The following is a 15,005-nucleotide window of genomic DNA, read 5'->3' on the forward strand; positions in this document are numbered from 1 at the left end:
GGGCATCGCCCCGCGTAATCCGACAACATTGTTGGCGCCGGTGGTGGTGTCGGATTACGCGGCGTTGCCGCTAATCCGACCTACGAGCGTTCAAATCGCCATGATGCGTTTCAGGTCGACAAACGCCGTTTCATACAGATGCTGAAACGCGCCCACCATGACCTCTTCCACGCCTTCGGCCGCGTCGAACTCGCTCGACCATTCCGCCACGCACTCGTTCGCGCCCGGTTCGCCCGTGACGCGCAGGGTGGAACGGTAGTTCTTGACGGGGATCGGGCCCGAGACGATGGTGTAGCTGTAGCTCTTGTCCGCTTCGCTGTAGCTTTGCAGGCGTTCGGCGATGATGGCGCCGTCCGTGGTTTTCAGGCGGCGTACTCTGCCGCCGTGCTCGGACAGGCTGGTCTTGATCGAGCTCGACCATTCATTCAGCGACTGGAAGCCGCCGATAAAATCCCACACTCGTTCGGCGCTTGCCGCCAATGTTACAGAAACAATTACTTGGGCCATCTTTAATTCGGTTCCTCATCCAGGTTTGCCGGGCGCCGCGCCCGGCCGGCCGGAGTTGCCCGGCACAGCCGCTATTTTAGCGCCCATGCGGCTTTGCTGCTGGGCGGAAAATAACGGCTGGCCAGTCTGGCGAGGCAGTCTTACAGATTTTCCGCCAAGAAAATCAGGGAATTGCCATGCGCCTGGGCGGCGGCGCGCTGCTGGTAGCTGTCGCGGTGGGTGCAATTGAAACCGTGCTCGGCGCCCGGGTAGATATGGATTTCCACGTCTTGCCGGTCTTCGAAACGCTCGGCGATCTTTTGCACGGCTTCCGGCGGGATATGGCTGTCCTGGCCGCCGAAATGCATGAGCAGCGGCACCTTGATGTTGTCAGCCAGGTCCAGCTTGTTCTGGATGCCGCCGCCGTAATAGGCGATGGCCGCATCGACCAGGCCAGCCGCGGCCGCCTGGAACGACAACCGGCCGCCGAAGCAGTAGCCGACGGAAGCGAGCTTGCCCGTCACTTCCGGGCGCGCGCGCAGGGCGGCGATGGTGGCGGCGATATCGGCGTCCGCCTGCGGATTATCGGTGGCCTGCATCAGTTCGACGGCGCGCTTCCAGCCGTCCGCGTCATAGCCGAGCTCAATGTGTGCGCCGGCGCGCCAGAACAGGTCGGGCACCAGCACCACGTAGCCATCGGCCGCGTACTGGTCGGCCACGGCGCGGATGTGCTCGTTGACGCCGAAAATTTCCTGCAACAGGATGATGGCGGGACCCTTGCCCACATGCGGCACGGCCAGGTAAGCCTGGAAGCTGCCGTCCGGGCCGGCGATATCGATCCACTGCGAAGTTGTGCTCATAGAAAACTCCAGTCTGAGGTTGGGGGAGGAAATGCCACAGCCAGGCATGTTACTGGTTTTTCGCGCTGCCTGCCCCCGCCCTTGGTTCAGGCTAATACATCTCGCGCAGGTAAATCACGGGGCCCGACTTGAAGACGCCAAAGACGACGGTGCCCACGGTGCTGGGCAAGTACGCAATGCCGGGCACGGAAACATCGACGCTGCCGCTCTTGCCGACGCCGGGCGCCGCCAGGATCAGGCGTCTATTTGGCGGCAAGATACCCTTGTCGACCGTATAAGTGACAATAGTGTTATTGGGCAATAAAAAGTCCTTGCATACCAGGGTTTTCTTGCAATTGGCAAACACCACCAGCGTGTTGTCGAACGCACTGATGCTGTCCAGCAGACTGGTGACCCAGGTCTTGCCATCCCAGTACTGCGCCTGCACCGCCAGACGCACGGGATAGCGCTCGGAACCGTAGTCATGCGGCACCATCAGGCGGCCCGTGAGCACGGTCAGCTGCGCTTCCTTGCCATCGGCCGGCGCCGAGCTCACATTACCGGCCGCCGGGTAGGCATACGTCGCGCGCAGCAGCAGCCCCGTCGGCGATGCCAGTGCCTTTGGCTCTTTGGGCACGGCATAGGCGGAAGGGAAGCTGTAGGCGAGCGTAACCGAGGCAACGCCATTGCTGAAACTGGTGACGGGTACGCCCGTCACGGCCGCAGGTGCTTTTGCCCCATCCGTCAGCGTGCTACCCGATGGCGCCGTGGGCGGATAGCTGTTCTTCCCCGTGGCCGCGTCATACGGGACCAGCGTCACTTGCGTTTTGTTGATGACGTCATTCCTGGCGTCAAAATTCTTGGTGTCCACGCCACCCGAGGTCTGGGAACGGATGGTCAGATCGAAAGGCTGGCGCGAATACACGGCACGGTCGCCGGCACAGGCGAACGGCGCGCTGCACGGGAAAGGAAACTCCGTCTTCGTCCCCCCCGGGAGGTCCACTTTCTTGACCACCAGTTCCGTCACAAAGTGGTGCGGATAAAAGAGTACGGCATCGCTCGTCCCCGGCGACGTCAGGCCGCTGCCCAGATAACCGTATTGCAGCGCGGCCGTGAAATTGATCTTGCCCACTTCGGGCCAGACCAGCGGCGGCGCCGCGATGACGCCCCCTTTCTTCACGAAATCGAGATCGCCGCCGACTTCTGGATTGCTTACGTCTGTGTAGACCGGCGCCAGCAGGATATTGCCGAGCACGACTTTTTGCACCGCGACACCGCTTTCGTTGCCAAAGTTCTTCGTCACGGCACCGAGCGCGTTGACGGCCGATAACGTGATGGGCGTCCCCGCCACGAGAGGCGCTGCCGCCAGGCCAGCGCGTTGCGTCGGCGCCAGCTTCGTCAACAGGAACTGCTGCGGCGCCACGATGACCGTGCCGCTGCCGCTCATGTCCAAACCTTTGTCGCTGCCACTGTCCGGTTTGTAGGAGGCCGTCAGGAGCAGCGCTCCCGCATCGGCATACAGCATGTTCGGCTTGGCCACGCCATTGGCGCCGAACGTCACCCTCACCTTGGTGCTCGTCCCGCTGCAGCTGCTCTGGTCGCTGGCCGCCAGGGCAACATAGCTATTTTTGGCGCTGTCAAAGATGCGCGCAGGCAATGTCCCCTTGTCCGGATTGCTGTACGCACATGTGAGGTTCAAGTCCATGTTCTGGCCGGTGAACATGGGCACGCAAACGTCCCTATTGCCGGACGAAGTCTGCAAGGCGCTGATTTCCAGTGCGCCCGCCTCTTCCGCGTAGCGCGGAATGCCGCTCACCTGGAAGCCGCTGGAGAGAAAGCTGATCTGGCAATTGCTCGTGTTGCCACCGCTCTTGCACACCAGCGCCCCCGTCGTGGCGGGCGTGCTGACCAGGCTCAGGGTAGCCATGCCCACCGTGGTCTGGCGCACCGTGACATTGGCGTTGACGCCGCTGGTATCGATCTGCGTCGGCACACCGCCCGGGCTGACGGTGACATTCACGCCATTTTTGTAGACCGCGCTGCAACTGGCATCGGCGCAGGCTGTCACCTTCACCGTAGGCACCTGGCAAGTGAGCGCCGTCAGCGGGTGCTCGATCTGGAAATGGTGCAGTCCGCTCGGCGTACCGGGCCCGCATTTCGGCCCCATCGGTTCATTGAAAGCCCAGCCGCTATTGTTCGTCACGCAGCTGCACGGGTTCGATGGCGTATATGCCTTGCAGGTGATGGTTTGCTGCACCCGGCCCTGCCAGCCCAGGGTGATGTGGTCGACCTTGGCGTTGCCCGTGATATAGGCGTTGGACGAGTCGAGCGTCACCTCGCCGGCGTCCACATTGCCCTTGATGCCATTGCCGGAGGCGATCGACAGGGAATTGCTGGCGTCGACGTCGCCCGTGACGAGCAGGCCGGACGCCTTCAGGTCGATCGTCGGCGATTTCAGATTGCCCGTCACCTGGCTGCCGGAACCGATGGTCAGCGATACGCTGGCCGTGATATCGCCCTGGATGCGGGTACTGGCGGGCAGGATATTGACGATGGTGCCGCTGATCGGCCCGTTGATGACGGAACCCGAGGCGATTTCCACGGGGCCCTTGGCGCTGATCTTGCCCGTCACCTTGACGTTGTTCGAGCCCATCTTGATGGTCGTGGCGGAAACATTTGCCGTGATGGTCTGTTCCTGCGCGCCCATGAGGAAAGTGCCGCCCTCGGCTGTCAGGTTGCCCCCCGTGACTTTCAGGTTCGGCGGATTGATGTCCTTGATATCGAGATTGCCCTTGACCGTCAGCGTGGCATTGCCGCTCATCGTCAAGCCCTGGTTGTAGCTCATCGCCAGCGAACTGTTGACCGTCACGGCATACGCGCTGCCGATGACGATGACGTCGGTGGAGGTCAGCGCCAGCGAGGTGCACGTGTATTGCAAGCCATCCTGGCTCTGGCTGCAGTTGTTGACGGCGCCGCCATTGAAGTTGAGCGTGGCCGCGTGGGCAAGGGATGAGCCCAGCAGCAATGTCAGGGCGGCAAAAATGTGAAGTAAGCGCACGATATCGAGGAATCCGGTGGGTGGGGAGCCAGCGGGCGCGCCGGTTATTTCATGCTAACCTACGCCATCGCTGTTGTTGCATTATGGCAGTATTTATCCCCCTCGCGCATATCGCATGATCAAGCAAAGCCCCAAAGAATTCCCCCTGCGCACCGTCGACATCATCGTCTATCCCGGCTTCAAGGCGCTCGAAGCCATCGGCGCCATGAAAGTGTTTGACTACGCCAACACCCATTTGCGCCTGCGCAATCTGCCCGGCGGCTACGACGTGCGCATCGTGTCGACAGCCATCGGCCCGGTCGAGTCGGACACCCTGATGTCGCTGCATGCCAGCAAGGCGCTCGATGCCAGCCGGCTGCCCGACCTGGCCGTCATCGTCGGCTGCCACCACGTCGAGCAAGTCTTGCAGGACATCCCCGCCCTCGCCGCCTGGGTGGCCGAGGCGGCGCCGCGCATCGACACCCTGGCGGCCCTGTGCACGGGCTGCTTCTTCCTGGCCGAGGCCGGTGTGCTCGACGGCAAGAGCGCCGCCACGCACTGGAGCGCCGTGGACAGCCTGCGTCAGCGCTATCCATTGATACAGGTCAATGCCGATGCGATTTTCGTGCGGGAAGGGAAATTCTGGACGTCGGCCGGCGTGACGGCCGGCATCGACCTGGCCCTGGCCCTGGTGGAAGACGATTTCAGCCGCGATATCGCGCTGGAAGTGGCGCGCGACCTGGTCGTGTATCTGAAACGGCCCGGCGGCCAGTCGCAGTTTTCCGTGCACCTGTCGAGCCAGATGACGACGCATCCCACCATCCGCCAGTTGCAGGGCTGGATCATGGAACACCTGGCAGAAGAGCTTACTGTGCCGCTGCTGGCGGCCAGGCTGGCCATGAGCGAGCGCAATTTTACGCGCGTGTTCCAGCGCGAAACGGGTACCAGCCCCACGGAATTCATCGACACGGCCCGCTTCGAAGTGGCGCGCCGTTTGCTGGAAGACAATGTGTCTTCCTTAAAACAGGTGGCCGTGCAGGCGGGCTTGCATAGCGAGGAAAGGCTGCGCCGGCTGTTTCAAAAGAAACTCGCCATCACGCCGCGCGATTACCGCGAACGCTTTTCCAGCACGGCGCGCTAGGACCTCAGCGCGGCTTGCCGTGACGCACGTGGCGCGTGGCCAGTTGGCGGCTCTGCCGGGCCAGCGGCGTAAACAGCAGTGCGCACAGCAGATACGTGGCCAGCAGCGCCAGCCAGATGGCGGGCGTGGCGAGGCTGGCGGCATTGCTCCACCACAAGGCCAGCAGGGAAGACAGGGCCGCGCCGAGGAAGACGGGCAGCATGCGGCGCAAGGTGGCGAGGTAGGCAGTGGCAAACATGAACGGCTCCCAAAGCAAGGCGGTGATGTCTTCACACTAGCAGGGGCAGGCAGCGAAGTACAGCGTGCTGCCCTGCCCCGTCCGTCAAGTGTTGCGCAATGAGTACATCCGATAAGATTAGTACAACACGACGGAACGGATCGATTCGCCGCTCTTCATCAGGTCGAAGCCCTCATTGATGCGTTCGAGCGGCAGGCGGTGCGTGATCAGGTCGTCGATGTTGAGCTTGCCTTCCATATACCAGTCGACGATCTTCGGCACGTCCGTGCGTCCGCGCGCGCCGCCGAAGGCCGAACCGCGCCATTCGCGTCCCGTCACCAGCTGGAATGGCCGCGTGGAAATTTCCTGGCCCGCCGCCGCCACGCCGATGATGAAGGACTTGCCCCAGCCCTTGTGCGTGCATTCGAGCGCCTGGCGCATCAGGGTCGTGTTGCCCACGCATTCGAAACTGTAGTCGGCGCCGCCGTCCGTCAGTTGCACGATGGCATCGACGACGTTTTCCACCTCGTTCGGGTTGATGAAATGCGTCATGCCGAACTTGCGCGCGATGGCCTGGCGCGCCGGGTTGATGTCGATGCCGATGATTTTATCGGCGCCGACCATTTTCGCCGCCTGGATCACGTTCAGGCCGATGCCGCCCAGGCCGAACACGGCCACGTTGGCACCCGCCTCGACCTTGGCCGAGAACAGGACGGCGCCCACGCCCGTCGTCACGCCGCAGCCGATGTAGCAGACCTTGTCGAAGGGCGCATCTTCGCGGATCTTGGCCAGGGCGATTTCCGGCACGACGATGTAATTCGAAAAGGTCGACGTGCCCATGTAATGGAACAGCGGCTGGCCATTGAGCGAGAAGCGGCTGGTGGCGTCCGGCATCAGGCCGCGGCCCTGCGTGGAACGGATGGCCTGGCACAGATTCGTCTTTTGCGACAGACAGAACTTGCACTGGCGGCATTCCGGCGTGTACAACGGGATGACGTGGTCGTCCTTTTTCAGGGTCGTCACGCCCGGGCCCACGTCAACGACGACGCCGGCGCCTTCATGGCCGAGAATGGCGGGGAAAATGCCTTCCGGATCGGCGCCGGACAGGGTGTAGTAATCGGTATGGCAAATCCCCGTGGCTTTCAGCTCGACCAGCACTTCGCCGGCGCGCGGGCCGGCCAGGTCGACTTCTTCGATGGTCAACGGGGCGCCCGCTTTCCAGGCAATCGCGGCTTTGGTTTTCATGTGTGTCATTCCTGCTCGGTTTCAGATGCGCCATTATCGGGCGGCTGCCGGCACGGTGGCACAGCTGGCCCCGCGCTTGTCTGAAAACGCGGCGCATTTGTCCGATGCCGCCGCACGTTTGCGCCAGCGCAAACTTCCCGCCACAAAGACGCGCATTCTTGGCACATCCCCTCGATCAGCCGTTGCGTCATTCCCGCAGGAGACTGACATGCGCCATCTACCTTTCCGCCTCCCCCGGCCCTGGCTGGCCCTGCTGCTGGCATGCTGCCTGTCCCTGCTGGCTGCCTGTGGCGGCGGCCATCACCACCCTGCACCTGGCGCCACCACGGGCAGCCTGACGGTCACCCTCGGCGGCTTGCCGGCCGGCGTGGCGGGCGCCGTCACGGTCACGGGACCGGCGTCGTACAGCAAGACGCTGACGGCGAGCACCACGCTCACGGACCTGGCGCCCGGCGCCTACACGCTCAGCGCCGCCAGCGTGGCGCAGGGCACGGGAACGCTGGCGCCCACGCCCGTCACGCAGCAGGTGCAAGTCAATGCGGGGGCGACGGCCAGCGCGGCGGTCACGTACGCGGCCACAGCACCGCTGGCCCTGCGCCTGCAGGAAGTGGCCAGCGGCTTGAGCGTGCCCATCTTCCTCACGGCGCCGCCCGGCGACAGCCGTTTGTTCATTATCGAACGGGCCGGCCGCATCCGCGTGGTGCAGAACGGCAACCTGCTGGGCACGCCCTTCCTCGACATCAGTACGCTCACCACCACCAGCGGCGAGCGGGGCTTGCTGTCGATGGCCTTCCATCCGCAATACGCCAGCAACGGCTATTTCTTCCTGTACTACACGAACCTGGCCGGCGATATCGTCATCGAGCGGCGGCAAGTGTCGGCTGGCAACGCCAACGTGGCCGATCCCCTGTCCGCGCTGAACATCATCACGATTCCCCATCCCACGTTCAACAACCACTATGGCGGCTTGCTCAGCTTTGGCCCGGACGGCTATCTGTACGCGGGCACTGGCGACGGCGGCAGCGGGGGCGATCCGCCCGGCAACGCGCAAAACACCAACGTACTCTTGGGAAAAATGCTGCGCCTGGACGTCAACGCCAGCACGGTGGCCCAGCCGTACGCCATTCCACCCGGCAACCCCTTTGCCACGGCGGGCGGACGCCCTGAAATCTGGGCCTACGGCTTGCGCAATCCGTGGCGCTACGCCTTCGACGTGCCGGCCCAGCTGCTGTACATCGCCGACGTGGGCCAGGCCAACTGGGAAGAGGTCGACGTGCGCCCCGTGGGGCAGGCGGGCAACAACTATGGCTGGAATATCATGGAAGGCACGCAATGCTACAACAGCGCCAGCTGCAACCAGGCTGGGCTGGCCCTGCCCGCCATCACGTACAGCAACGATGCGGCCAACGGCTGTTCGATCACGGGCGGCTATGTGTACCGGGGCACGGCCTTGCCGGAACTGGCGGGGCAATACCTGTATTCCGACTACTGCAGCGCCTGGCTGAAAAGTTTTAGCTATAGCAATGGCACGGCATCGGCCGTGAAAGACTGGGGCATCACGAACGTGGGCAATATCCTGTCGTTTGGCCAGGACGCGCAAAACGAACTGTACATGCTGAGCGGCACGGGCAAGGTGTACAGGATTGTGCGCAAATAAGCGTAGACCCGTAAAGCGGCCCCGCGCACGCGGCTGGGACTGTTTTTCGACGGGGCGCGGGGAACCGGCTAGAATGGATTTTTTCCGCCGCGCCCTGCGCCCCAGCCCAAGAGAACACCATGGCCCGTTTGAAACTTGAATTTCCTGAAGACCAGTACTGCTATTCCTCGCAACTGACGGTACGCACGACGGACATCAACGCCGGCAACCATCTCGGCAACGATTCCATGATTTCCATGATTTCCGAAGCACGCGCCCGCTTCCTGTTCGAATACGGCGTGCGCGACATCGAAGCGGACGGCACCGGCATCATCGTCACCGACCTGGCCACCACCTACCGCGCCGAAGCCCATGCGCGCGACCAGCTGCTGTTCGAAGTGGGCGTCATGGATTTCAACAAGTATGGCGGCGACATCACCTTCCGCATCACGCGCCCGCGCGACAACACCCTGATCGCCATGGCCAAGTCCGGCTTTGTCTTCTTCAACTACAAGCGCAGCCAGGTCGTGCCCATGCCGGAAGATTTCGGCAGCAAGTTCCCACAGGTGAACTGGATCGACTGAGACGCGATACATTCTGCTCGTCATCCTGTATGCTTGTCAGGATGATATGCAAAATTGACCTGCGCCGCGCCGGCGCCTGCCTGTTGGCCGCCGCCTGCGCGATGGCGCCACCGGGCATCGGCCATGCCGCGCCGCAAACCGTCATCCTGTACGGCGACGACGACTATGCACCGTACAGCTATGTGGAAAACGGCGTCTTCAAGGGCATGTATGTCGACATCCTGCGCCAGGCGGCCATGTCGATGCCAGACTACCGGCTGGAACTGCAGCCGCGCCCATGGAAACGGGGACTCGACGCGCTGGAAAAGGGCCAGGTTTTTGGCCTGTTTCCGCCCGGACGCAAAACGGAACGCTCGTACGTGCAACCGTATTCAGCCGTGCTATACCGTGAATCGGTGGTCCTGTTTTGCCATGAGGCCGTCATGCGCACGCCGCGCACGCGGTTTCCCGCCGACTTTGCCGGCCTGACCATCGGCGTCAATACGGGTTTTCTGCTGTCGGAAAAACTGATGGCGCCAGCCCGCGAAGGACTGCTGCACCTGGAAGCGGCCAAGGGGAATGAAGCCAATCTGAAAAAACTGGCCTTGCGGCGCATCGATTGCTACGCCAGCGACCGCGGCGCGGCGCGCCACACGGCGCGCCAGCTGCAGGGTGAACTGGCCACTTACGGCTTCGCCCTGCATGAAGTGCTGGAACTGTCGTCCGAAGCCACCTATATCGCCTACAGCGCGCGCAACAGGCCGGCTTACAAGGACGATTTCATCGCGCAGATGAATGCCGCCCTGCTGGCCCTGCGCCATAGCGGCCAGCAGGCGCGCATCGAACAGGCTTACTTGCGTTGACTTTTGCGTTGACTATTTGCGTTGACTATTTGCGTTGATTAGCTGCCCTGCGGCTCGCGCGCGACGGCAAGATCATTTGCGTGGCGGATGTTTCACTTGCGTGCCAAACGTGCTCGAGAACCAGTCATCGATCATCCGCTTCTCGTAGCGCAGCTTGTCGCCGTTCGCATAACGATTGATGCGCGTCAGATAGGACATATCGGACAGGGCCGCATCGGCGTTGGCGATCACCTTGCCATCCTGCTCCAGCACATAGTGCAAGCGCATGCGCGGCCAATCGGCCTGTCCATTCATTACGCGGAAATTTTGCATGGCACGCATGGCGGGATTTTCACGGCCAGCCATGTCCAGATCCGTCACCTCGATCTTCAGGGTCAGGCCAGGCTTGAGCGACTCTCCCAGTTTCTCGAAATGCGCCGTCAAGTCCTTGAGCACTTTTTCACGCTCCGTCTGATCGAAAGACACGTCCGAAAACTGTTCCGGCTTGGTGAAATGCACTTCCGTGCCCGCCCAGGCGGCACTGCTCGCCAGCAAGGCAAGACCAGCAATGAAGGTACGCGTTGTTTTCGTTTTCATGATGAGTCCTTTCAAGAATGTGGATGGCACTCCGGCCATTTTTTACGTTTTACTATAACGCAATGAGTTTCATTCTAAAGAGAAACTAATACATTGTTACTTTTCTTGCACAGCGCAACGAACATGGCTTAGACCACAGACTTTTTTACAGATTCATTGGCAATATTAATTAAAACAAAGTATTGTCTTGAAAATATAGTTGCCTAAGCGATAAAGTATAGATGGTGTCGCCAGCAGGGATTTAAAGTGCTTTTTTGATATGCATGTTGCATGAATTTAGTCAATTATTCTTGCTTGTTGTTAATACTAAGCCGTCAGTCTACAATCGATAAAATGCGCCCGAAAAACGCGCAACGCCAGTAGTGGCGCACAGGCTAGCCTGGCGCGGGCGTCTCAGCATTGCGTCAGTTATGCCTTTTAGCGGAACTCGCCCTTATGTCATTTTTGTCTTCAGCCTCACCCAAGTTACCCCCCTGGAAAGTCCTGCTCGTCGACGATGAACCCGACATCCATGACATCACCAAACTGACGCTGAGCCGTTTTCGCCTGGAAGGCCGCGCCCTGAGTTTCGTGCACGCCTACAGCGGCGCCGAAGCCAAGCAGGTGCTGGCGCGCGAAGAAGGCATCGCGCTGGTGTTTCTCGACGTGGTGATGGAGCGCGAAGACAGCGGCCTGGAAGTGGCGCGCTGGATGCGCGAAGACCTGGGCAACCAGTTTACGCGCATCGTGCTGCGCACGGGACAGCCGGGACAGGCGCCGGAAGAACGCGTGATCGTCAACTACGACATCAACGACTACAAGGAAAAGACGGAGCTCGACCGCACCAAGCTGTTTACCACCACCTTTGCCGCCCTGCGCGCCTACCGCGACATCATGAAGGTGGAAGAGGCGCGCCAGGCCCAGCTCCATTACCGCGAAGGCCTCGAGCGCGTCATCGCCGCCTCGGCGCACATTTTCAAGCAGCGCAACCTGCGCGACTTCGCCAGCGGCCTGCTGCAGCAAGTCGTCGCCCTGCTGCGCCTGGAAACGAGCATGCTGCTGCGCCTGCGCGGCGCCAGCGCCATCACGGGCGAGCAAGACTATGAAATTCTCGCGCAGATCGGCGACACGGACGACGGCATCCTCAGCCCTTCCCTGCTGTCGCAGCTCGACCATGCGAAGAGCAACAAGATCTCGCGCCTGCACGGCGACACCTATGTCGGCTACTTTCCCAACAGCAGCGGCAAGGCGTCCTTGCTGGTACTCAAAGGCGTGGAAGAAATTTCCGACCTCGATGCGCAACTGCTGGAAGTATTCTGCTCCGGCGTGGCCATCGCCTTCGACAACATCCTGCTGACGCAGGAAATCACCGATACCCAGGCCGAGCTGATCCTGCGCCTGGGCGACGTGGTCGAATCGCGCTCGCACGAAGGCGGCAATCACGTGCGCCGCATGGCCGAAGTGTGCCAGCTGCTGGCGCAGGCGTCCGGCATGTCGGAAGAGGAAACCATGGTGCTGCGCCACGCGGCGCCCATGCACGACATCGGCAAAATCTCCACGCCCGACGCCGTGCTGCTCAAACCGGGCAAGCTTGACGCCGCCGAATGGGAAATCATGAAGCAGCACCCGACGGTGGGCATGTCCATCCTCGACGGCTCACAACGCCCGCTCCTGAAGGCGGCCGCCGTGATCGCCCACCAGCACCATGAAAAATACGACGGCAGCGGCTACCCGCAAGGCCTGGTCGGCGAAAACATCCACAAATACGCGCGCATCGCCGCCGTGGCCGACGTCTTCGACGCCCTCATGCACAAGCGCTGCTACAAGGATGCCTGGCCCCTGGAGCGCGTGGTCAGCTACCTGCGCGAAGTGAGCGGCAGCCACCTCGACCCGCAGTATGTGGAGTTGCTGATTGAGAATCTCGATGCAGCGCTGGCGCTTAATCAACGTTTCCCGGATTAGTAGGTCGGATTAGCGCTTGCGCGTAATCCGACACCACCACCGGCCACGTCAACAATGTTGTCGGATTACGCGGCCTTGCCGCTAATCCGACCTACGTCGCTGAGCAATACGCACACCAGCAAACCAGCAAACCACGCTGCGGCCCAAGCCCCCAACACAGGCGTTCCGGGCCAAGCGGGCCTGAAAAATGTCGAGGGCAAGGCGCAGCGACGCAGACAGTACGCCAGTACGCCAGTACGGCAAGGAGCTGCAACGCCGCCATCGGCATTTTCTCAGGCTCGCGTCTCCGGCCCGCCATTTTTGGCCGCCGGCGTCGGATTACGGCCTGCGGCCTAATCCGACCTACGTGGTTCTAATGGAAAACGTATCTTGTAATGCAACCCCATCCCTGGCGCACTAACCACCTTCACCGTCCCGCCCAACGGTCCCGTCACCAGGTTGTACAGAATATGCGCACCAAGGCCGCTGCCGCCGGAACCCCGCTTGGTCGTGAAGAAGGGGTCGAACAGCTGGCCCAGGGTGGCGCTGTCCATGCCCATGCCGTCGTCGCTGTAGTCAAGTTCCAGCATCTCGCCGGCTGTGCGCACGCTGATCTTGATCTTGCCCGGCTCGCCTTCGGCAAAGCCATGCACGAGTGAATTGACCACCATGTTTGTGACGATCTGCGAGACGGCGCCCGGATAGCTGCGCAGCTGCACCTCGGGCGCGCAGTCGATCTCCACCTTGATCGGCTTGCCCTTCAGCTTGGGCTGCAAGGACAGCAGGACTTCATCGAGGTATTTGCGCAAATTAAAGCTGCGCAATTCGTCCGAGGACTGGTCCACGGCCACCTGCTTGAAGCTGCGCACCAGCGCCGCGGCGCGCTGCGTGTTCGTCGTCATGATGCGCAGGGTCTGGTCGATGATGTCGAAAAACTGCCGCAAGCCGTCTTCATCGAGCTGGCCGCCGTCCATGTCTTCACGCGTGAGTTTCAATTCCTGCACCAGGTGGCTGGTGGCCGTGACGCATATGCCCAGCGGTGTGTTGATTTCATGCGCCACGCCCGCCACCAGGCGCCCCAGGGACGCCAGCTTTTCCTGGCGCACCAGTTCCGACTGCGCTTCCTGCAAGGCGCTCAGGGCGCTGTTCAGGGCCGCGTTCTGCTCTTCCAGCGCTTCCTTGGCCCGGCGCATGGCGCTGTCGGCCTGGATGCGGGCCATCGCCACGGCCACGTGGCTGGCCATGAAGGCCAGCACGTCCAGTTCGGCCTGGCCATACACGACGGATTCGTCATAGCTTTGCACGATGATCACGCCATATTTGCGCTCGCCCAGCAGCATGGGCGCGCCCATCCAGCTGGCGATGCCGGTATTGCCCAGCGGCTCGTCCATCTCGCCGCTGGCCACCAGCGCCGCATAGCTGCCGGCGTCCAGCAGGCAAGCCTTGCGCCGCGCCAGCACATACGAACTCATGCCGATGCCATAGTGAAAACGTTTCACGGGCGCCTGCGCATCCTTCTCGTCGACGAAATACGGAATCGTGATGTCCTTGTTGTCCGGGTGATACAGGGCGATCAGGAAATTCTTTGCCGTCACCAGCTCGCTGATGATGGCGTGCAGACGCGCGTACAAGGTCGTCGCATCGGCTGCCTGCGCCGACAGGTTGGCGATTTCATACAGCGCATGCTGCAGGTTTTCCGCGCGGCGCCGCTCGGCCACCTCGTGCGCCAGCAAGGCTGTGCGCTCCTGCACCGCCTTTTCCAGGCGGTCCATGCTTTGCATGCCTTGCAGAGCGCTCGACACGTGCGTGGCGATCAGCGCGAACAGGGCCTGGTCTTCCAGGCTGAAACGGTGCTGCGCGTCATAGCTCTGGATGACGATGGCGCCCAGCACCTGGTGCTGCTGGTCCAGCAGCGGACAGCCGATCCAGTGCTCGGCCGCCGTGCCGCCGCCCCAGGCGCCGCCGCCGATGGCGCGCATGGCGTCGTCGTCGGCCGTCATCACCAATTGCTTGCGGTTGACGATGACCCACGCCGTGGGCGACTGCGCGGCGCTGGCCAGGCGCACGCCCTCGTCCGGATCGGGCGCGGCGTCGAATTCATCGACAAAGTAGGGAAAGCGCACGAGGCCGTCGTCATGGTCGCTGAGCGCCACGTAAAAGTTGGCCGCATACATGATGCGCCCCAGCGCCGCATGCACCGCCTGCAGGAATTCGCTGATATCGCTGCAGGTACTCGAGCGTTGCCCGATTTCCAGCAACACGGTTTGAACGGCTTCCAGGCGGCTGAGACGGCTTTCCATGGGTGACTATGTACCTTGTGCAAGTATATGTTCTGAAAATCAATATTATCAGTTCAGCCCAGCCTTGGCACGGCATAAAACGCAGAATCTTGCCTTGAGGCAGAGCAACACACGCCACGCGCGCATTTGCCATGCTGGCAATACAGTGGCAGACTAGGCCCCTTCCTACAGACCAGACCGTC

At 61.9% G+C, this 15,005-nt stretch carries 12 protein-coding genes; 5 read left to right on the forward strand and 7 right to left on the reverse strand.

Annotation, left to right across the window (positions count from 1 at the left end):
• Window positions 1-90: 90 nt before the first annotated feature.
• The 3 genes from ACPJXG_RS25445 to ACPJXG_RS25455 all read right to left on the reverse strand — a co-directional run bounded on the left by ACPJXG_RS25445 (window position 91) and on the right by ACPJXG_RS25455 (window position 4,383).
• Window positions 91-507, reverse strand: a complete 417-nt coding sequence (locus ACPJXG_RS25445) for an SRPBCC family protein (RefSeq protein ID WP_035824332.1) — start codon at window positions 505-507, stop codon at window positions 91-93.
• A 140-nt stretch (window positions 508-647) separates the two neighbouring features.
• Complete coding sequence (locus ACPJXG_RS25450) at window positions 648-1,346, reverse strand: dienelactone hydrolase family protein (protein WP_099401383.1); 699 nt, start codon at window positions 1,344-1,346, stop codon at window positions 648-650.
• A 91-nt stretch (window positions 1,347-1,437) separates the two neighbouring features.
• Window positions 1,438-4,383: a DUF6701 domain-containing protein gene (locus ACPJXG_RS25455; protein ID WP_425252685.1), complete on the reverse strand. Its 2,946-nt coding sequence runs from the start codon at window positions 4,381-4,383 to the stop codon at window positions 1,438-1,440.
• Between the two features lie 115 nt (window positions 4,384-4,498).
• Here ACPJXG_RS25455 and ACPJXG_RS25460 point away from each other — a divergent pair, with 115 nt between their 5' ends.
• On the forward strand, window positions 4,499-5,503 hold the full coding sequence (locus tag ACPJXG_RS25460) for a GlxA family transcriptional regulator (protein WP_035824326.1): 1,005 nt from the start codon (window positions 4,499-4,501) through the stop codon (window positions 5,501-5,503).
• Between the two features lie 4 nt (window positions 5,504-5,507).
• On the opposite strand, the gene ACPJXG_RS25465 is transcribed toward ACPJXG_RS25460, so the two are convergent.
• Window positions 5,508-5,741 (reverse strand): hypothetical protein, encoded by a 234-nt coding sequence (locus tag ACPJXG_RS25465; protein ID WP_034784311.1) that lies wholly within the window; start codon window positions 5,739-5,741, stop codon window positions 5,508-5,510.
• 117 nt (window positions 5,742-5,858) lie between these two features.
• Window positions 5,859-6,965, reverse strand: a complete 1,107-nt coding sequence (locus tag ACPJXG_RS25470; RefSeq protein WP_035824324.1) for an S-(hydroxymethyl)glutathione dehydrogenase/class III alcohol dehydrogenase — start codon at window positions 6,963-6,965, stop codon at window positions 5,859-5,861.
• 208 nt (window positions 6,966-7,173) lie between these two features.
• Here ACPJXG_RS25470 and ACPJXG_RS25475 point away from each other — a divergent pair, with 208 nt between their 5' ends.
• From ACPJXG_RS25475 to ACPJXG_RS25485, 3 genes are all read left to right on the forward strand, one after another.
• A complete protein-coding gene (locus ACPJXG_RS25475; RefSeq protein ID WP_425252687.1) occupies window positions 7,174-8,622 on the forward strand; it encodes a PQQ-dependent sugar dehydrogenase in 1,449 nt (482 codons plus the stop codon).
• A gap of 119 nt (window positions 8,623-8,741) precedes the next feature.
• Entirely contained in the window at window positions 8,742-9,185 is a 444-nt protein-coding gene (locus ACPJXG_RS25480; RefSeq protein ID WP_099401379.1) for a thioesterase family protein, read from the forward strand.
• A gap of 41 nt (window positions 9,186-9,226) precedes the next feature.
• Complete coding sequence (locus ACPJXG_RS25485) at window positions 9,227-10,027, forward strand: substrate-binding periplasmic protein (protein ID WP_402720102.1); 801 nt, start codon at window positions 9,227-9,229, stop codon at window positions 10,025-10,027.
• A gap of 72 nt (window positions 10,028-10,099) precedes the next feature.
• On the opposite strand, the gene ACPJXG_RS25490 is transcribed toward ACPJXG_RS25485, so the two are convergent.
• Complete coding sequence (locus ACPJXG_RS25490) at window positions 10,100-10,603, reverse strand: DUF3016 domain-containing protein (RefSeq protein WP_425252689.1); 504 nt, start codon at window positions 10,601-10,603, stop codon at window positions 10,100-10,102.
• A gap of 435 nt (window positions 10,604-11,038) precedes the next feature.
• Here ACPJXG_RS25490 and ACPJXG_RS25495 point away from each other — a divergent pair, with 435 nt between their 5' ends.
• Entirely contained in the window at window positions 11,039-12,544 is a 1,506-nt protein-coding gene (locus ACPJXG_RS25495) for a DUF3369 domain-containing protein (protein WP_425252691.1), read from the forward strand.
• Between the two features lie 332 nt (window positions 12,545-12,876).
• On the opposite strand, the gene ACPJXG_RS25500 is transcribed toward ACPJXG_RS25495, so the two are convergent.
• Window positions 12,877-14,823 (reverse strand): GAF domain-containing sensor histidine kinase, encoded by a 1,947-nt coding sequence (locus ACPJXG_RS25500; protein ID WP_425252693.1) that lies wholly within the window; start codon window positions 14,821-14,823, stop codon window positions 12,877-12,879.
• Between the last annotated feature and the right edge of the window lie 182 nt (window positions 14,824-15,005).

This window comes from Janthinobacterium sp. NFX145 (genome assembly GCF_049810325.1).
Taxonomy (GTDB): Bacteria; Pseudomonadota; Gammaproteobacteria; order Burkholderiales; family Burkholderiaceae_D; genus Janthinobacterium; species Janthinobacterium rivuli.